Source organism: Bradyrhizobium vignae, assembly GCF_900324035.1.
GTDB lineage: Bacteria > Pseudomonadota > Alphaproteobacteria > Rhizobiales > Xanthobacteraceae > Bradyrhizobium > Bradyrhizobium vignae.
Window position 1 is genome coordinate 7024792 of the sequence record NZ_LS398110.1, and the last position, 20384, is coordinate 7045175.

The following is a 20384-nucleotide window of genomic DNA, read 5'->3' on the forward strand; positions in this document are numbered from 1 at the left end:
AGAAAGGGAGGCAAACCCGCGACCGCATCTGCCACGTCGGATACGATCATCTCCGAGCCAAATCTCATTCCGCCTGATCTGCCGGTCGGCGGCGCAGGTCTGCGTCGTCCATCGCATCGCATTCACCTGGCCGTAAAAAGCTGGTTAGAAGGGCCAGGCCATGTGTACCGCGGCCAGACACAGTCTTGCACCGAACATCTACATTTCGATCTCTGCTCTCGACCAGTCGTCCTGGCTCACACTTCGAGCCTATACTCTGGCCGCTAACCGTAGCCGCGCCAGCGAGAACAGACGAGAGCGCGACCTACGTGAGAGTGAGGCAACCGCGGAGGGAACTGGGATCCCGGGACTGCGGATGCCACTGCGGTAATGGGCACTCCGCGACGTCCCCAGTGTCTCCGATCCTGCGCGCCAAAATGCAATCTCGGACTGACGCCGGAGCTAGATCGGTCCAGCGGAATGTTACATCCTCAGGTGAGGCAATACGAACGGCCAACTTTGTCCCGGACGTTATTGTCGCTCAGCGTCATGCAGATGGCGCTCGTGTCACGGTGCGCTTACAGGGAGCGGACATTTTAGTGGCGACTTCGGCATCCCGTGTACGAATTGCGACGATTTTCCTTATTCAGGACACGAGTGAATTCTCATTCCAACGCTCCGCTGGCGAGAAAATGTAGGCCGCATTCGTGCTCGCCCGTCCGGGCACACTAACGCTAGCTCCTACGCGTCGCGTCACTGATTTGCGTTACCAGCTCCCCGAGCGGCTGACCAAGATGTACGACCCTGACACTTTGGCAGCGCTGACCGAACGACTTGAGATCGCATCGTCGGCCTCCGGGCCGAATACGCCGCTCTTGTCCCCCGTCCCGGTGACGTCCTCGTGCCGGAGATAGCCGAGATACACGTCGAGCGGCGCCGAACGCACGGACGAAGATGGTCCGGGTCTTGATTGTCGGCAAATGCGAGCGGCCCCTGAGCAGACTGAATCGGCCGCTGGCGCCCCGGCGGCGGCCGTAGGTGGAGCATCTATAAATGGCGATCTTGCAGGCGCGTGAGAAACCGGCGCAGGCGCCCTGAGTGGGGGCAAGCGCCTGGCGCTGAAGGCCGTGGCCCCACTTCTCCTTAAGGTGTGGACGCAACCAGGTGACGCTGAAATGGCTCAAGTCGTGGTCAATCGTGTTCGGCGCCCGCCAATTTGTCGCAAACTCGCGACCGCCGCGCAATGTCTGACGCGCCCGACAACAGCAGCAGGTTCGCATATTTGTCCTTGCCAACCAGGCGAATGATCGGATCAAGGGCTAAATGGTTGGCGCAGAAACCGGCATTTTTATTGCAAATGTTACGGCGAGCTTCGTCATGACCGCTTCAGCCTACAAGTTGACTGGCGCAATGGCCGTCAGGAACGAGTTCGGCGAGTGGAATGCAACGGTGCGGACCTACCTGGCCAAAATGTTTGGGTCAGGGATCGCGCTTCAGAATAGGTCGAGGATGTCGAGGCAATCTACTCGAAAGAGGCTGGAGCCGGTCCTCGATCCCGCAGACGAACGCTTGACGAGCCGCGCTGTGTTGGGCGCAACCATCGGCAATATTCTCGAATTCTACGACTTCGGGACCTACAGCTTTTTCGCGATACAGATCGGCCAAGCGTTCTTCCCGGCAACCGACCCGTTCGCCAGCCTCATGCTGTCACTCGCAACCTTCGGCGCAGGTTTCGTGACCAGACCGATCGGCGCGATCGTACTGGGCTCGTATTCGGATCGGGTCGGCCGACGACCCGCGATGACCGCTAGCTTTACCATGATGAGCGCCGCGGTCCTATTGTTAGCTATGATGCCATCGTACGAGGCAATAGGACTTGCCGCTCCGTCACTGGTCGTCTTCGCACGCTTGCTGCAGGGCTTTGCCCTCGGAGGTGAAGTGGGGCCGACGACCGCCTACTTGATGGAAGCGGCCCCTGCTGACGCCCGCGGTCTTGCTGTCTCCTTTCAGCCCGCGAGCCAACAGATAGCTGCGACGGCTGGAGCCTTGGTTGGAGAAATACTGTCGCTCACCATGACGAGCGAAGCTCTCAATGCGTACGGATGGCGGATCGCGTTGTTGCTCGGCGCCGCTACGTTGCCGTTTGGACTTTGGTTGCGGAGCGCCCTGCCTGAAACGTTGCACCGGCCAGAGGCGCACGTTCTGGTCACCCAACCTTGGGGCCAACCACGTGCCGATCGCCGCATCATGAGCTTGGGATTTGTGATCCTGGCCAGCTGCACGATCACTACTTATGTTACGGGATATATGACCACCTACGCGATCAACACTCTCCACGTTTCCGCGCCGCTCGCCTTTGGTACTACGCTCATCAGCAATGCGGTGGGAATTGCTGCAGCACTGCTGGGCGGCCTGCTCGCCGACCGCGCAGGCCGTCGCCGCACCATGATATGGCCGCAGGTTACTGCATTGCTGATGACCTATCCGGTATTCTTGTGGATTGCAGAGAGTCGCAGTGCGTTCGCACTTCTAGGAGGTCTCGGCGCCCTCACCCTGATCGGAACGATTCCGTATAGCGCCTTCTACGTAAGCATGGCCGAAGGTTTGCCCAGGAACCTTCGTGGTGGCGCCCTCGCGACGATTTACGCTTTAGCGATAGCGATTTTCGGAGGCACAGCTCAACCAATCGTCACTTGGCTGATCCACCTGACCGGGAGCGCACTCGTGCCCGCATGGTACATGCTTTTCGCGAGCGCGACCGGGCTCCTTGCCATGCTCATGATGCCGCAGACGGCGCCACTCAATTTTACACCAAACCATAAATGATCCTTCCTGACGCCACGACGGCTACCCTAGGCATAGCGGGAAGAATGGACATCCATGACGTCCGAAATTCGAATCATCGGACCGAAGGAATAACGGTGCAGCAAAGAGCAATAGATACTGATGATTGATCAGTTTTGGATCGAGCAGGGGCTCGCAGCGGAACACAGCGTGGCGCTCTCAACGGCTTCTCCCGTCTACCCAACCTTCGCTGATGCGGCGGTTGCGCGTTAGCTACCGACTAGCTGAAAGTGAGCAATCGCTTTGAATAAGGTGGCGCCGCCTGCACCATCTGCCAGTGTAACTGTACGGCATGAGGGCGCGGCCGCTGTTGGAGCAAGCGGCCGCACGAGGATCGATCCTCATTCTCTGCTTGAGTTATTTTCCGTTCTCAGTGTCGCACGCACGAGGGATCGGCCAAACAAAAAAACAGGTCGCAGATACCATCCAGCGGGTCGTCCGCGCACTGAGGATACGAAGTATCGGCTACATGCACCCTGGCGGCCACCGGTTGCGCGGAAATTGTTGCAGCAAAAGGAGGCACCGCCGCCGTTGCGAGCGCGAGGGCGCTCGCCGTCACTAACACAGACTTTTTCATGCGAGAAATCGCTTCCCTAGGTTGGCCCCAACCCTCCTCGGGTCTATATGAGGACGCTGCAAGCGGTAAAATTGATTTTCTTGATCAGATCTATCTAGGGAATGGATAAGTCCGGACATCACCGTAAGGCTCGATGTTAGCGCGCGCGGAACCTGCAATCTGCTTGATCGAACGCTGGAGGAGCCTCGGAGTAGTCGATGACGTCTGGGAGCACTCGAGTTAAGCTTGAATCCGACGGATCGTCCGAGCAAGGCGACAGTCGGCTTGCATGCTCCCGCACATGCGGCGCCGCAGGGGAGAGCCGTTGACCCGCGAACGTGTTCCCGAAGATCATGCAGCAATTGAGGAGCGGCTCTCGAGGCGATGGAAGACGAGTTTCACGCTCGGCTGAATCAACGGCTCGCCCAAGCAGTCCTGACGGGCAATGCCGAGCGAACGGTCGGGGCTCAAATTGTCGACGAGCTCGCTCGCGAGATCAAAGGCGCGGCGATGCACCGGGCGCTTACGGCTCATGGCATCGAGCTAAAAAAGACGGTCAAACCTATGTACGGGTTGCTATCGTGAGCTCGGTCTTAAGCCTCCGCCAAGCTGATCGGCTGGTGGAGGCTGCTCTTGGGGCAATGCCGCCGTCGTGTGCTCGTGACGGCGACTGAACACGCAGCGACATGACTGACCATACGCCCACATGTTGGGATTGTCGGACGGCTCGGCGCGACATCGCCGTTGAAGTGAAGCAGCTCCGACGCCACTTGGCTTGAGACGCTCGTGCAAGAACGACAGCCCCAGCATCTTGGGGGCCAAGGAGGCTTGATGCTGGGGCCGTCGTAGCCTTATGCAAGAGTAGCAAACAGGCCACGTTATTGTGCACCGCCCGATCCGATTCGTCAAAGCGGCCGTGATGCTCAGCTCCCGTGCCACCGAACCGTTCGCGATCCGTTGAAACTCCGCAGAAGGTTTGCGCGCCAGCTTGCCGCGGGCAAACAGGCGAAAGCACTGTTACATCCGAGCGGGTCGCCGCCGGCATCAGGTACATGTTTTCGGTCTGCAATGCTCAGCGGCCTAGCTTCTCGCCCGAGCGCCGATGTTTGCTACACCCCGGAATGGCAGCTTGCTCGTCGTCAATCCTCCGGGATGGCCCACTCGCTACCCCTCGCGTGAGCTGCATTCTTTCCCAGGCTCCATCTTTTTGTAAGATGGGCCCGAGATGGCTCGGCGCTGCTCAGGCAATCCACCGAGCCGATCCGAAGGCATGAAGGCTGCCACCGAACGGCTGCCCCCAAGACAACTCACTCACGAGATCCCCAGTCGAGCGATGTGCGCTGAAACGTGCCCGGGGTCGGGAAGGGGCTGCCACGGCTGGCCAGCGGCGGCGCTCAACAAGGACCTACAGAACGCAGGCGTCAGCTTGCCGCGGTGGATCACGACGTTCTCGTGGCCCTCGGCGGCTCGAGCGTTCTGCCAATGCTGATTGTATCCGCGCTGTTCGTCGGACTTCACGTGGCATGCAGCGAATTCGCGATCGCTCAGCGTTGCCAATTGCCGGGCACGAACCGGCTGCTCGGTATGGATGTGCACCCACATCGGCCGTGGCATCGCGCCGCTGCGCAGCGCCTTCGGCTGCAGCTTGATCTCGAATAGCTTCCCTGGCTCTCCCTTTAAGGCGCGCGGCGGATCCACTAACTCCAGTTCCCCCGCCGCGCGTAACTGTTCGAGGTAGTTTTGCGATGGAAACGGGTAGGTCTTCATGCAATCGCTCGTGATCGCTGCCTTCTGCTCTTTCCATGATCTTGCCTGTCCCTGCAGCTCGGACAACATCCCGTTGAGCCGGACTATTTTGTCGTGCACCTCGGGAACTTGCGAAGGTGTGAGCAGGCCACGTCGGCGCGGCTCCTGCAGCGCGGTTACACAGCCATCAATTTCGTCGGCCTGCGTCCGCAAGCGCGTAATAACCCGATCCAAGACGTGTTCGGCGTCCTCAGGCTTCATCTGGCGCGCCTGCGAGACCGCTCTCTGCTGCGCCCGCAGGTCGAACTGCAGCAGCTTATCCAATCGCTCAAGTAATCCCGCCAGGGCTGCTTTGGACGGCGGCGCCTGCCACACCTGCAGATGCTCGGTTGCAGCGGATGAGGCGCGTGCTTCCTCCGTGGTCGCCAGCTTCTTGGTACCGAGATCTGAGCGCACGATAACCTTGCGCGTCGGAGCCGTAGCGGTATCGGGTCTGGCGAGTTGCGGCTCGGATGAGCTGGCCGTTGAACTCCCCTCGCCTGCAGCCGCTGCGCGCCTATCTCTTGCTTTTCCTTTTCCTTTTCTGCGACTTGAATTGCCTTGGCTCACCCCGGCAGTATTTTCCGGCAGCGCAGCCCAAGCCGGCGCTTCAATCGTGGCTGGCGTAGTTGGCTGCAATGCCAGCAGCCGCATGACCTCGTTCGCGGTCACCCACGCCCCTTCCACGATCTCGTCCAGCAACTGCAGGGGAACTTCAGCGCCCGTTCCGACCTGCCTCAGGCTGGCAACGATGCCGCTCAGCCCGGATGCAAATTCCGAAAGCCGCTCCATGACTCCTTCCAGAACGACGCGATGCTCCGCGTCGAGCGCTGCTCCATCGCTGTATAGAACGGCCTGGCTCGTCGAGACGAATGCCGGAAAAACGTCCTCGATGAAGGTCCCGAGCAGACGCACCCGCCCGCTCTCGTCCAAGAGGGCCTCGCGCACGTCTGGGTCGATCGTGCTCGCTCGGGAGTCAATCAAGAGCTCCGCGAGAGCGATCCGCGCTTGCAGATACATGCACTTTGTATTCAGAGCCCATCCGGTATGCAGTCTTAGTGCGGCCTCTTCGGCCTTGCGCATCTCGGGCGTGCTGCTTGGCAAGTTGGCAGTAGCCGCACAGACAGACTGCGTCCGCTCCGAGCGCAACACCTTTTTTCCCCACCATTCCATGCAGGCTGCATAGTGCTTCGCCACGCTTTTAAACGCGCCGATCACCTGGGCGGGCGTACCGCTGGCTCTGATCTTCGGGAGCCAGCCTAATGCTTCCTTTCTTTTGTCCTCCAGCTCGTAAATAATCCGGGTCGCCACTGCGTTACATTCTTCGGCCGCGTTCAGCGTGTCATCGCGGAGCCGGCGAGCCCGATCGTCGGGCAGAATGCGACGCGCCAAATTGGCAGGCAAATCCGCGTAATACTCCAGAACTGTTGAGCCTGCTTTGACGACTTGATCGATCAGCTCTTGCGCTTGTTGGAAGGTCTGGGCGTGCGTGGCCGCTCGACGGCTAGCTTCAAGCTCCTCGAGCAGGCCGCCCAATTTTCGCCTTGCTGCCTTGATCTCATCCCGGGTTGGCGCTGCCACATCCGAAGTTGGGTTGCCCAGCGCCGCGGTCCTGTCTTGAGGCCCAGAGCGCATCCGCTCCAAGACGGCATCGAAAGATTGACTGCGTCCTCCCGGGAAGAGGCTGGGCCCTCCGCTCGAACCGCTCACGTCTGTGGCGTTGCCGGCTCCTGCGGCCCCAGCTTCCGATGCGCCGGCGCGGCCAATGCCTGTCATGCTTCGTCTCCGATAAAAATCGCGAATGTGCAGCCCGTCTGGATAGACCGCCTGACTGACGACTAGCTGACCAAAAGCGTTCTTGCGGATGCACAAGAAAGCCGACATCACCTGAAGTTCCGTTTCCTCGGAGCTCTAATGTTGCTGAGAGAGCGATGCGGGTAACACCGTCGGTGTAAGCAGCCGCGAGGTAACCGCGGCTGAGGTGCCCTCGCCTCGGACGCGGTCCGGTACGAGTCTTGCCCCTCTGCCGGTGGCTTCGTCCACGCCGACTGAGTCAAGTCGCCCCCACAATTTGGTAGGTAGCCGGGAGAACAGTCGGGGACCAATCGGCGAATTATGGTCAAGCAGCTTATGGATTGGCAGCCCACGCTCGCCACACTCGTCCTGCTAACGGTAAGGGGAGTTTGACATAAGAGCTTAACAATCTAGCGGCCGTACACGATGACGAGAAGGACGATCAGCATCGACATTTCTCCTCGTCCGAGCCGGCTGATTCGACCTTCCGCAGATACTCAGGCTGCATTTCGCAAAAGTGCGGCGCCTATCCGGGCCCGGTGAGATCACCTTCATAGAAATATCGCAGCGAGCACACCAAACCCGCCGAGAACCAGCCCAATCAGCGAACCGGCCGTCGGCACATCTCTGAAGAGCAGAAATGTGAGCATTGGCTCCACGATCAGGATAGCTCCGACCGATATCGCGACAATGATCCAGATATTCTGCAGATGCATGTAGCCCAGCGCATATCCGAAAACGAGGAGGATGCCACCCAAGCATACCAGGAGAAACATCGGCCAAAGTATCGTCAGATCGCCACCGCTCTTTCCGAATTGCCTTGAGGCAATCAACTCGGCGCAAATCGAAAGCGCTTCTCCAAGGAAAATGGCCGCCATAGCCGCAATTTTCAACATCAAGGTCATCGGCCTCTGTGGTTCGGCTGCTCGAGGTGGCCCGAGAGACCTGCATCGGAGTAGCAGTTGAGTTCAATTTTCGGTATGCTAAACGCTTGCGAGTCGAGAGGCGGGCCTCACCTATCGCTTCTCGCAGGTCCTTCCAAGCGTCTGCCGGGCCGGTAATTGGCTTTCGACATGCAGCGTTGTTTCGCGTCGATCACCCAATCTGCCTTGCTTGCACAAACCAAAGATGGTTCAGGACAAGCCCGCTCCGCCGCCTGCCCTCTGCGTGAGCACAGCAAATCAGGGGCTAGGATGCAATCCGCACGGGAAGAGCGGAATAGCCGTGCACGAAGTTAGACGCAATCCGCTCGGGTTCGCCGACAACCTCGAACCACAATTCCGCAGACAAAATCTCTTCCCACAGGACTCTCAACTGCAGTTGCGCAAGATGTCGACCAAGACAGCGATGGATGCCGAACCCAAAAGAGAGATGCTGGCTCACATTTTTCCGATCGATCACGAAATTGTTGGCGTTCTCAATGATCTCCTCGTCCCTGTTACCGGAGATATACCACATGACGACCTTGTCGCCTTTCCTGATCTGTTTTCCACCTACGATGCTGTCGATCGTGGCTGTACGGCGCATATGTGCAATTGGCGTCTGGTAGCGAATAATCTCCGACACGGCGCTCGACATCAGCTTGGGATTGTCAATTACCTTTCGCAATTCGGAGGGGTACTGATTCATGAACAGGAGGCCGCCGGTAATTGAGTTGCGCGTGGTGTCATTGCCCCCAACGATCAGCAAAATCAGATTTCCGAGAAACTCGTTCGGCTCCATCTGGCGTGTGAAAGGAGAATGCGCCATCAGGGAAATCAAGTCGAGGCGCGGCTCGGCTTTGATGCGCTCGTTCCAAAGCCCGGTGAAATAGTCCAGGCACTCGGATAAGATTGCGCTTCGCTTGTCCCAGCTGTCGATCGCATGGCCCGCTTTCGGAGCTGTAACAGCGACGTCTGACCAATAGGTCAGCAGTCGCCGATCCTCAAATGGAAAGTCAAACAGCGTGGCGAGCATTTGCGTCGTCAACTCTATGGACACCATGTCCACCCAGTTGAAGGTCTCATTGCGCGGCAAGCCCGCGAGAATCGCCCTGACCCGAGACCGGATCAAGCTTTCGAGCTTCGTCAAGCTTTCCGGTCCGACGATCGGGCTCACGGTATTGCGCTGCTCGGCGTGCTTGGGAGGCCCCATCTTGATGAAACTCGGGGTCCAGTGCTCGCCTGGCACGTCGACAATAGTGACACCTTCTTCTGACGAGAACGCTTTGTGGTTTGTGTCGACGGCCACGATATCGCGGTATTTCGTTACGGACCAATATGGACCATAAGCGCTGTCTCGACAGTAGTGAACGGGATCTTGCTTTCGCAGCCGCTCAAAGCAAGCCCACATGCTGTCGTCTTGAAAGCGCTTGCCCTCGCTTACATCCAGCTTGCTCAGCGGGATAACACACGAATCCTCAGCCCCATAACCTTCCGATCGCCTTGTCATGATCATCCCTGCAGATTCTGCTCTCGAGAATTTACGGTGTGGCGCCATTCATCGTTTCGAGCTGCCGCTGCGCTTGGCTGCGACGGGCCGCTCGACCAGGCTACCTCACAGTGCAGCTCGCCTCGCCCTACCATGTCGGGCAGTCAGGATCGCATTGACTTTCCGAGTCGATCTACTCAGCGATCAATGAGAGCTATCAGCGCCGATTAGATGTGGTTATGCGCTGGAGGCAACATCAAGCCGAATGCACCTTCATAAGGTCGCCCGCGGCCCTCTGGTACCGTCGGAGCGGATCGCTTTCTCAAGGTCATGGATGAAAACTCGTCTGGCTAGGACGTTCAGGCAGATTGATCCAGATATCCGAAGGACCCTTCACGAGAGTATCCTGATCTGGAACGTAGATACTGTCGAAGATCCTGAGACCATGAGCCGTTGCCGCTCCGAAAATTATGAAAGGGAGCTTGACTTGCTCCAGGTCTTCGAAATTGTCAGCACCGACGATCCGAACAAAATCGAGCTGAAAGTTTCGGAACTTGATCTGAGATGTGGCCGACGCGACCAGATCCTCGACCCTAGATACCCCTTGGGCGATCTCTTTCCTCGAATGGTCGAGTGCCCTAAAAAGGCACGACAGCTCATCAAGCTCGGAACGGCTAAATCGCCTTAAACGCGACGAAATGGGCACTCCGTTCTTGTATCTCACGGTCGGCACAAACCTTATCTCGCAATCCAGAAGGAGGTCTGCGACGGCGCGCTTCACCAGGATCGCCTGACCGATATCTTTCAGGCCGAAGTAGCTGCGAGTTGGCCTCGCATAGCAGATCCAGCGGACTGCCCCGGTAACGGCTTCCTTCAAATAGGCCTCAGGCCCCCCTAGACGCAAATGACAGTCGCCTTGCGATAGAAGGGTTCGATACCCAGGCGGGAACATTTCGGTGTCGTTGGAGGAGATCACGGCAGTTGCTCCCGAACGCAATGCAAGTCCAATATCCTCGTCCAAATTGAAATCGTAGCTCCCGCCTGGCCTAAGCTGGATCTTGTTCGGGTAGACTGTGACGATCGCGACGTCATTCTCCGATGCCGCCCTTCTGATCAGTTCTGCATGCCCAAGATGCAGGGCGCCGAGAGTATGTACTGTCCCGATAGTCTGCCCTGTTCTCGCCACCTCCCGGAGGAACGCTTTACCAGCGGAAAGACATGCACAATGCATTTTCCTACTCCAGTCTCTTTGAACGCCAAAAGAGCGATCTGATCGGTCGGATCGCGCAGACAGTCTGCCCTGCCTATCGTATCGGCGGGCAATGGCCACGAGCCACATAGCGTTTTAGCGCCCGCTCACAGCTCGGACGGCCGCCCAGACCTGTCCTAAGCTCACTGACACTACATTCCCTTCTATTTTGCAGTGTTCAAAGCCGTCAGGTGGACCCTTCTCGACCCCGTCTGATCAACGATGAGAATTCAGTTAGATAGCTTGATGGCTCGCGTGGCTCATTCCCCTTCAGAGCGGCCTGTAGGCCCGGACATCGGTCTGCAAAGAATGGTGGCTCGAACGTGGTTATCTTAGCGCCCGAAAAGTCTACCTTTACGAAGCTGGCTTGGAATGGCGACATCCCACTCAGGTTCGCCTCGCGCAAGGACGATTGGTTCATGCGAACATACGCGGCCCGCGTTGCCTCCAGATTGGTTCTCGTCATTCCTGCCGCGAGATATGCCTGAACGAGATTCGATCCTTCGAGATTTGCCTCATCCAGTGCCATTGATCCTGGGGGATCACCGGTGATCATCGACCTGTAGAGATAAGCATTGGATAGGTCTGCGCGTTCGAGATCGCAGTCGCGCACAAAGGCACAGCGACCCCGAAAGCCCGATAATTTGGCGGCTCGCATTGTGCTCTCTGTTATCGAAATGCATTCGCCTGAAGCCAGAGACAGGTCCGCGCCGTCGAGCTGGCAGGAATGAATGGATGCACCGTTGAGCACGGCACCGACAAGATTTGCGCTAGACAAGCCTACGGACAAAAGCCGCGCCTGGCTCAAGTCTGCGTGCTCAAGCTCCGCATTTGGAAGATTTGACAAGTGAATGTCAGCAAATGGGGCGCTCATGCCTCTCGCTCTAATGCGGCCGCTTACCTTTGAGAGTCTCAGATAGGGAAGATGAGCGCCTTCCAGGACGAGACCATCGACCGAGGTGGGACGCACAATCGATAAGCAGTTCCCCTTTGACTGGAAGAACGAGCAAGACGCCAGGTGAGCTTTCGTGATCGTGAGCTGGCTCAGCTTGGCAAAGCGGAAGGAAGCGGAAGGAAGAAAACATTCATTGATGGTCGAACCCTGTAGCTCCGCGCCATCGAATACAGCATCACTCGCGTCGCATTGGTAGGCGAGAAGTCCGCTGAGCATGGCGTTGTCAAATCGTGTCCTTTTCATGCTGCAACCGTGAAACAGGCTGCCTGTTGCATCAATTACATTGCGTAGACTGGCATCATCGAAGTTGCAGACCTGCGCTGCAATCGCATGCATATACGCAAAATCGAGCTTTGCCCCGCGGAAACTTGCCCTCTCTAGCCCCGGACAGATAAGATTCGCCCCAGAAAGATCTGCCCGGTCCAACTTTGCTCCGTAGAGCTGCGCACGATTGAGCGTACAGCGTCGCAGCGGGAAATCTGACAAGTCATGACGGTTAAAGTTCTCGGAGGATAGCTGCAGGCCAATTCCGGTCCTTCTGATCGCCTCTTCGGTCCGCCTCCCGACGGCGGCCACCGCGCGCAGCCGATCGGCAGCTCGGCTCCAGTACCGAACAAAGTCGCCATCTGATGAAAGATTGTGTTTCGGATCTGACCAGTGCTCTGCCCCTCCATTCGCGGTGCACTCGCTATCAGGGCCGATCGTTTGCGACATGACGATTCCGTATTACCCGGATTAGGGGGGCCTGCTCTCGACCTCTCTTGCTCCGCCTTGGCGGTACGCTATGCGACCTGTGGCCAACTCGTCGGCGAAATGGCGACACGATGCCTCGATGAAGCTCCTATTGTGTCGGTGCCCTCCGCAGCCGGCACGCTTGAGCACTTCAGGCGAGTTTTACTCATACGTCCTCCACTGCCGCTCGCTGAGATTGTTCACCCATCCCGCCAACGCTGACAACGCAAGGGTCGTTCGACGCGGCCGATATGTCCAGTAGTTGCGGTTTGTCTCGTCGGCCCTTATAGGCAAATCCAAATCGCTTTAGCCTTGCTCGTTTTTCAGAATGAACCCACGGCGTCCGGGCGGAAAAGTGATCCTTCACAGGGTTGACGTCCGCCCTACGCGGCGCCCATGTCCGATAGCAATGACCGTGCCAGCCGCATCAGTCGCCACTAAGAGCTGAATAGACGTCACCAAATCGATGTTGCCGCCGAATGTTTTGAACCTGACAAACACGCTCTCGTTGTCAGGGACCGCACCATGAGCGCAAAGGCTATCGTGAAAGCGAAGATTGCGAGTTCATTCGCGGGAGCACAAGAGCCGCCGTCCTTTTCCGGGCACGCAATCGATGAGTTGCAATCCGACATTTGCGGGTTGCCGACCTCGCCGATAGCGAGTGTTCGAACGCGGATAGTCCTGATCCGCGCGCCGACCAGTCCATGTAGCGGGAACCCGTGCCACAGACCGTCTTGGTCGAGCGATGAACGAGCGCGCTATCGTGACCAACTCGCTGCACAAAGGCGAATGCCTCGCGATCGGAGATAGACAATTATGATAAAGGATCGAATTCGAGGACATCGAAGACGTTCATGCGATGCCTTCTTCGAGGATCGTACCTGGATGACCTATCTGGTGGTCGCGCACAAGACGCGGCATGGCGGAGATAAGGCTCTTGGTATATTCAGACCGTGGATTGCGAAATATCTCTTCAGTGGCCCCACTATCGACGATTCTCCCCCGGCGCATAACTATGACGCGATCGCTGATGTGACGAACAACACTGAGATCATGCGAGATGAAGAGATAGCTTACGCCGACGTGGTCCTTCAGATAGCCGAGCAGGTCCAGGACCTGAGCCTGGATCGAGACGTCGAGCGCCGAAACCGGCTCATCGCAGACGATGACGGCAGGATTTGGTGCGATCGCGCGTGCGATCGCAACGCGCTGGCGCTGACCGCCCGAGAGCTCGAGCGGTCGTCGGTCCAGCAGGGCCTCGGATAGCCCGACCAGATCGAGCAGCTCGATAACGCGCTCCTGCCGCTTGCGCGGTGTCTCAACGTCACTCGGAAGGCTATCGGATATAATGCGTCCGACCGTCCAACGTGGATCAAACGAGCCAAGAGGATCCTGGTAAATGATCGATAGCGACCGCCGCCGAGGTCGCCGTTCGCGCTCGGCGAGCGCGGTCCAAGGGCGGCCTGCAAACTGAACGGCTCCCTCGTCGGGATCCTCGAGCGCCAGGACCATGCGCGCCATCGTTGACTTTCCCGATCCGGACTCACCTACGATGCCCAAAGTCTCGCCGGATCGCAGTTCGAAGGAGACACCATCCACAGCCGCTCGTAAAGCGCCATCCGGGCCCTTGAAGCGCTTCACCAGACTTGTCGCTTCGAGCAGGATGGGAGGAGATTTCGGCGGCGATTGCGCAGCCGGCTGCGTGTGCCGGGCAGGCGAGCGCAGAATAGTCGATGGTGAGAGGCGCGAGCCGCGCGGCCGGCCCGATGGCACGGCGTCTAGCAGCTGCCTAGTATAGGGGTGCCTCGGATCTTTGAATATCTCGACGGCGCCACCGCGTTCGACGACCTCGCCTCCTTGCATGACGATGACCTCATCCGCCGCGCGGGAGACCACTGCCAGATCGTGACTGATCAGAATCAGAGCCTTGCCTCTCGCTTTGGTCTCCTCGAGGAGCGACAGCACATGAGCTTGCGCCGTCACATCGAGAGCAGTCGTCGGCTCGTCCGCGATCAGGATGCGGGGATCGAGCGCAAGTGCCGAAGCAATGAGAGCTCGTTGACGCTGGCCGCCGGATAATTGATGGGGCAGCTGCTCGGCCTTGGTCTCGGGGTCAGGGACACCGACGAGCTTAAGGAGAGCAATGACGCGCTGCGCGAGCTCCTCGCGTGATGATACCGCACCGTGGAGGAGCAAGCCTTCACCGATCTCTTTGCCGACCCGGCGAAGCGGATCAAGCGAAACCAGTGCATCCTGTAATACAAAGCCAATCTCGTTACCGCGGATGCGCCGCCAGGCACGATCGCTAAGACCCATCAGGTCCGTCCCGCCCAAGCTTAGCTGGCGTGCATGAACATTGGCGTAGCGACCAGCGAGGCCTATGAGAGCCCGCGCAGTGACGCTCTTGCCCGAGCCGGATTCACCGACAATCGCAAGACACCGTCCCGGTTGGAGGGAGAACGATATATTCCGCACAACCGCTTTCTCGTGGATGCCGCGACCGAAGGAAACACGCAGCGAATCGACCGTGAGGAGGTCTGGCTGCTGCGGGACAGGCTGGGGGCGACCCTGCGACATTCACTTTTTTCCTTGCAGACGGTCCTGTAGGTGGCGGCCGATGATGGTGAGGCTCAGGGCAAATGCCGTAACTGCCAGACCGGGTATGATCTCCAGCCACCAGGCGTAGATTACATAGTTGCGCCCGGCATTGAGCAGCGCGCCCCATTCGGCCGCCGGGGGAGCGACGCCAAGTCCTAGGAAAGCAAGCCCAGAGGCCCATATAATCGCCTGACCTACGCCGATCGTCATCATTGCCGTCAGCGGGTTCATGGCGTTGGGAAGAATATGCCTCCGGACAATACGGGGAAATGGATGTCCCAGCACCTTAGCGGCCTCCACATATCCTGTCCCCTTAATGGCAAGCATCTGGCCCCTGATCATGCGCGCATAGCCTGGCGCTGTGCCGATTCCGACGGCTATGACCTCAGTCAATACCGACGGCCCAAAAACAGACACGACTACTAGGGCGAGCAGGAGCGTGGGAATTGCGAAGAGCACGTCGACAATCCGGCTCAGGATGCTGTCGCATACGCCACCAGAAAGTGCGGCGGCGACGCCGAAAACGATCGCAATGGACATGCTCAGCGCCGTCGCGCCTAGTCCAATAGCCAGGGATTGGCCTGCCCCCTCGACTACTCGAGAGTAAAGATCTCGACCCAATTGATCAGTTCCAAACCAATGGTCGAACGACGGAGACTGCAATGACGATCTGAGATCAATAGCGAGCGGATCGTGCGTCTGCAGCACCTTTGGCGCTACAGCCGCGAGGGCAAAGAGGCCAATGATGATAAGACAGGCGGCAACTCGGAACGGAAAATGGCGGACGATTGCCAGGACTTCTTTGAGCGGCCGGGACACGGTGGCTTCGGCAAACATGCTCATGTCAAATTGATCCTCGGATCGACGACCCGGTAAGTCAGATCGACAATCAAACTGACAAGAACGAACAGGCCGGCAGAAATCAAAACAGCTCCCGAGACAATCGGAACGTCTCGCGAGGACGTTGCACCAACAAGGACACCACCTAGGCCTTGACGGGCAAACACCACCTCGATCACAATCGCGCCCGAGAGAAGTTTGCCGAGCGCCCAACCTGATAAAGTAATGCCGGGCAATGCGGCGTGGCGGAGGACATGGCGAAGCCTGACGCCGAACTCACTCATACCTCGCGCCCGCGCCGATGTAACGAACGGCTGTTCGAGCACGCGTGTGAACTCGTTCTGAACGACTTGTCCAAAAAAGCCCGAGAGTTCAAGAGCCAACGCAACTGTCGGCAGAATGAGCCCGACCGGAGAGCTTCCACCGATGACCGGAAAAATGCGCAGCTTTACCGCAAAAACAACCAGCAGAATTGTGGCCAACCAATAAGGCGGCGCGGTTGCAAAAAAGACCTGCGTGTCATTGAGCAACTTCGCCCATATGTTGTCTCTGCCGGCGATGAACAAGGTCGTCAGGATTGCGATAATCCATGCGAACAGCAGCGCGGTGACCGCCAGAACAATGGTAGGGCCGATCTGTTCCGCGATGATCCCTGCGACAGGCCGATGCTGCTGGTACGACTCGCCAAGGTCTCCATGTAGGATTCCCGATATATATTTTCCGTATTGAATCGCGAGCGGTTGATCAAATCCGTATTTCGCATTGATCGCTGCAAGTTCTGCAGAGGACGCCAGTCCGACGTTGCCGCTTGTCACATTGATGATGATCTGCGCGCGATCGCCAGGCAGAACACACTGAATTACGAACGCAAATGTTGCGGCAGCCCACACCACGACTAGGCCTGACAGTATCCGACGCGCGAACCAAACTATAGAATGATGGGCTGCTATCTTCATGGCATCATTTGTCGTCAAAATGAGCGTCATAGAAGACAGGTTCGCCAACTGACCCGCGGTCCAGCCAAACGTCTTTCAGGTTCGGCTTAGTCGCCAAAGTTACGTCCAGCACCGTGAGGCCAATCACAGGAGCGTCATCCACGATCTTCCGTTCCGCCTGCTGGTAGAGGGTGGTACGTTCAACCGCATTAGACTCCTGCTCCGCCTTTTGAATGAGGTCCCAAAGCGTCAGATCCTGGTAGCGTGAGGGATTGAAGCGATTGGACTCGCCATTTTGATCGGGCTTCCACGAGATTCGGAATATCTCGGCCCCGGGGGCAACCCAATAGAGGAGAACGACCTCATAATCATCAGGTCCGAGGTTTTTGCCGGCGAAGAAATCAGCCGGATTGGTGGGTTGAAGACGAACGTCAAAACCGGCCTCCCTTGCCTGCTGCTGGATAACTTGCAAGGCTTGCTCGCCATCCGGCTTCAGAAAAGCGTTCGAATAGGAAACGCGCACGATGAGCGGATTGCCGTGCTTGACACGAACTCCGTTCCGATTGCGCTCGGTCCAACCGGCCTGATCAAGCAGCTGATTGGCCTTCCGGACATCGTATCCATAGGAATGGCCGAGCTCAGGCAGGTATTCCGGCGAGCTCTGGCTTAGCGCCCCATTGCCCTCGAACGGCAAAGAGCCAAGGAACGATGTGTCAACCGCGGCCCTTCGGTCAGTAGAATAGGCAAAGGCCTTGCGGACGAGCACGTCGTCAAATGGGGGCCGGGCCGTATACAACGCCAAGCGCAGGGGGGTGCCGCCAGTAAGGTGCCGCAATACGAAAAAGCGGGAGTTGGCGTCCTTCCATGCAACAGCCGGGATATCGTATATGGCATCGGTCTCCCCCGTGATCAGCGAGCCGTAGCGGACCGTCTGATCTGGCAAAAACTTCCAGGTGATCCCGTCAACGTAAGCTGGCCCTTGATGTTTTGCGGTGGCCGGGGCCGAATTGTAGTCGGGATTGCGGCGGAAGATGACTTCTCGCCCATGGTGCCACTTCTCAACAATGAATGGGCCGGAACCGACAGGGTTCTCGCAATTGACCGTAAGTCCACGTTTGAGTGCCGATGGCGAGAGAATGCCTTGCGAGGATTGCGCGAACACTTTCAGCAAGGGTTGGAACGGCACCTTTAACTTTACCTGCAATCTCAGAGGAGCAATTGCAGTTGCCGATTCGAAGCTATCGCCAAGATAGGGAGCGGCAGTCGGATTGCGAAGATCTGGATCGTTGCTAAGCCATCCGTTGATATTGTCTGCGATAGCCTGCGCATCGAGCGCAGTCCCGTCGGTAAACTTGACATTTGGCTTTATCGCGAATGTGTACACCTTCTTGTCGTCGGAGATCGTCCAAGACTCGGCAAGCCATGGCACAATGTTGCCGCCCTCGCTGCGCGCAACCAGATTATCGCTGTACTGACGTTGCAGATACCATTGCTGCACCCAGCCCCCGAACAGGCAAGAAGGCTCTTGAAAATGCCCGTAACGAATAACGCCTCCTCGCTTTACGCTACCGGCTGAGGCTTCTTGAGCATGAATGCTTGACGGCAGTTGGGACAGGCCCAAGAGCACGAGAAGGGTCGCCTTCACGGTTCTTGCTGGATAGTACAACTGTCCAGTGAAGCGCCTCGTTGACCGCGCATTCGACAAATGCATATCCAGTCTCCAAATCATCTGATGTTGAGGACGCGTCATAACGGTGACCTAGCTGTGGCTCGGGCCCGGCTGGGATGGAATGGAAAGTCCGAAATGCTCTCGCAGCGTCTGCCCGCGATATTCTTTGCGAAAGAGCCCGCGCTTCTGCAGAATGGGCACCACATTGTCGACAAACGCTGAAGTGCCATCTTTCAGCACGTCCGGAATGATGTTGAAACCATCAACTGCGCCAGCGCGGAACCATGCCTCAATCGAATCCGCGATCTGCTCGGGTGCCCCCACGAGCAAGCGGTGGCCAAACGCTTGAACGCTGCTGATGATTTCGCGGACCGTCCGACCTTGGCGCGCCAGAGTCTCAATCGTGCGATGGTGACCGACAGAAAACGGAACATCATCTGCAGTGGGCAAAATCTCCTCCGGGATCGGCCTTTCGAGGCTGAGCTTCTCGACCGCCACGCCCATGCTTCGTGCAAGAGCGGCGGCGGCGCGATCCAGATCGAGCAGTCCATCAAGGCTTTCTTTGCGACGCGCCGCTTCTTCCTCGGTGCCCCCGATACAGGTGACAAGGCCTGGCAGGATGAGCGGGGCCGCAGGGCGGCCGAAGTGCCGAGAAAGCGCGCGCAGGCGCTCTGCCTCCTGCTGAGCCGTTGACAAGTCCCCGGCTGCCGCAAACACGACATCTGCACTGCGGGCGCCAAGCCGTAGTCCGGGATCCGAACCGCCCGCCTGAACGATAACTGGGTGGCCTTGGGGCGAGGCGGGATGCGTAAGTGGTCCTCGGATGCCGAAACTATTGCTAGCGGGATCGAGCAGGCGGAACTGGCTCTGATCTGCGTAAACACCCGCAGCCTGATCGGCGATGACCATCTCGCCGCTCCAGCTCAGCCAGAGAGCACGGACCGTTTCAACGAAGTCCTCCGCACGTCTGTAGCGATCCGCTCGCCCGAGCTCTCGACCGCCAAAGTTCGCAACCGTCGCCGGACTCGACGTCGTGACCGCGTTCCACGCAACGCGCCCGCGGCTGATGACATCGAGCGATTGGAAGCGCCGAGCAAGATTGTATGGTTCGTTGTAGGTAGTCGAGGCCGTCGCAATCAGGCCAATTCGCTCCGTTTCACGTGCAATCACAGCGAGAACCAGCGTCGGTTCGAGCCCATTAAGCGGCGGCTGGTGCGTGATGTCGGAACTTATCGCGGGGGTATCGGCGAGGAACACAGCATCCAGCAGACCGTGCTCCGCAATCTTCGCAGCGCGGACGTAGTGCTCGATGTCGAAAAAGGCGCTTGGATTTGTGCCCGGCCAGCGCCACGCGGCGGAATGACCACCCGCACCATGAAGATTTAAGCCAAGATGAAGCATGGAGCTACCCGAAGACATCACAGCCCCTCATGCGGCGGATTCTGAGCTGCTTGGCGGGCTTTGTGGACAAGTTGATCTCGTCAGCAGCCCTGCGCTTTCGCGCAAGCTCACCTTTCATGCGCTCCGGGCAATCAATTTGAGCGATAGACAACAAACAGTCGGATGATGGGAGAAGAATGTCACCAAAGAAGCTTTTGCTAGGTGTTGCCATCTTCTCCGAGCAGGCGCGGACGAGAAGAGCTTCGACCACGCGGGTTGCCGATTGACGTGCACGTAGCAGCTTGTTTCCAGCGACTGGTTGCTTCCACACGAGTACACTCACATCGCCTCTCCAGACTTCATCAGAAGCTCGCTCCCTTTTTAGGAAGAGGTTTTGGATGGCATTCGCGATCCAAATGTTTGGACTCCGGGCCGGGCTAGCAATGATCAAGCTAGAGGATCTTTAGAGGTCCAGACCGTGCAAACGCAATAGTTGAGTATTTCAATCTACTATCGTCTCTTGGCATCCTCTTCTATTGCGATGTTTTACTTTCGATCGCTCAAATCCAAGCGTTCTCTGACCAGACTCACCGAACGCGCTCTGCGTAATTGCGGCGACTGCAATTGGGAGCGCCGGCGCGATGCGAAAGAGAAGACCC

At 58.0% G+C, this 20384-nt stretch carries 13 protein-coding genes; 2 read left to right on the forward strand and 11 right to left on the reverse strand.

All coding sequences use genetic code 11. From position 1 onward, the window contains the following. The first annotated feature begins 1488 nt into the window (after positions 1-1488). Positions 1489-2805, forward strand: a complete 1317-nt coding sequence (locus tag BRAD3257_RS33835) for an MFS transporter (protein ID WP_162500638.1) — start codon at positions 1489-1491, stop codon at positions 2803-2805. Positions 2806-3763: 958 nt separating this feature from the next. Then, entirely contained in the window at positions 3764-3964 is a 201-nt protein-coding gene (locus BRAD3257_RS33845) for a hypothetical protein (protein ID WP_122405428.1), read from the forward strand. A 726-nt stretch (positions 3965-4690) separates the two neighbouring features. On the opposite strand, the gene BRAD3257_RS33850 is transcribed toward BRAD3257_RS33845, so the two are convergent. The 11 genes from BRAD3257_RS33850 to BRAD3257_RS33900 form a co-directional block, all read right to left on the reverse strand. Continuing rightward, positions 4691-6940, reverse strand: coding sequence for a hypothetical protein (locus tag BRAD3257_RS33850; RefSeq protein WP_122406898.1), 2250 nt, complete (start codon positions 6938-6940; stop codon positions 4691-4693). 569 nt (positions 6941-7509) lie between these two features. Next, positions 7510-7863 carry a hypothetical protein gene (locus BRAD3257_RS33855; protein ID WP_122405429.1) on the reverse strand — a complete coding sequence of 118 codons (354 nt, stop codon included), beginning with the start codon at positions 7861-7863 and terminating at the stop codon, positions 7510-7512. A 283-nt stretch (positions 7864-8146) separates the two neighbouring features. Then, on the reverse strand, positions 8147-9388 hold the full coding sequence (locus BRAD3257_RS33860; RefSeq protein WP_122406899.1) for a cytochrome P450: 1242 nt from the start codon (positions 9386-9388) through the stop codon (positions 8147-8149). Between the two features lie 307 nt (positions 9389-9695). Continuing rightward, positions 9696-10598, reverse strand: coding sequence for a pantoate--beta-alanine ligase (locus BRAD3257_RS33865; RefSeq protein WP_122405430.1), 903 nt, complete (start codon positions 10596-10598; stop codon positions 9696-9698). Positions 10599-10803: 205 nt separating this feature from the next. Beyond that, positions 10804-12285, reverse strand: a complete 1482-nt coding sequence (locus BRAD3257_RS33870) for a pentapeptide repeat-containing protein (RefSeq protein WP_122405431.1) — start codon at positions 12283-12285, stop codon at positions 10804-10806. An 870-nt stretch (positions 12286-13155) separates the two neighbouring features. Next, entirely contained in the window at positions 13156-14880 is a 1725-nt protein-coding gene (locus BRAD3257_RS33875) for a dipeptide ABC transporter ATP-binding protein (protein ID WP_122405432.1), read from the reverse strand. Next, the gene (locus BRAD3257_RS33880) at positions 14881-15744 is read right to left on the reverse strand and encodes an ABC transporter permease (protein ID WP_122405433.1); all 864 of its coding nucleotides are present in this window, start codon (positions 15742-15744) and stop codon (positions 14881-14883) included. It abuts the gene before it with no gap. Continuing rightward, positions 15741-16727 carry an ABC transporter permease gene (locus BRAD3257_RS33885; protein ID WP_122405434.1) on the reverse strand — a complete coding sequence of 329 codons (987 nt, stop codon included), beginning with the start codon at positions 16725-16727 and terminating at the stop codon, positions 15741-15743. The genes BRAD3257_RS33880 and BRAD3257_RS33885 overlap by 4 nt, the downstream gene beginning before the upstream one ends. Continuing rightward, a complete protein-coding gene (locus BRAD3257_RS33890) occupies positions 16702-18321 on the reverse strand; it encodes an ABC transporter substrate-binding protein (protein ID WP_244607813.1) in 1620 nt (539 codons plus the stop codon). The genes BRAD3257_RS33885 and BRAD3257_RS33890 overlap by 26 nt, the downstream gene beginning before the upstream one ends. A 114-nt stretch (positions 18322-18435) precedes the next feature. Next, complete coding sequence (locus BRAD3257_RS33895) at positions 18436-19746, reverse strand: NtaA/DmoA family FMN-dependent monooxygenase (RefSeq protein WP_244607814.1); 1311 nt, start codon at positions 19744-19746, stop codon at positions 18436-18438. A gap of 4 nt (positions 19747-19750) precedes the next feature. Continuing rightward, the gene (locus BRAD3257_RS33900; protein WP_145987090.1) at positions 19751-20068 is read right to left on the reverse strand and encodes a hypothetical protein; all 318 of its coding nucleotides are present in this window, start codon (positions 20066-20068) and stop codon (positions 19751-19753) included. Positions 20069-20384 lie beyond the last annotated feature (316 nt).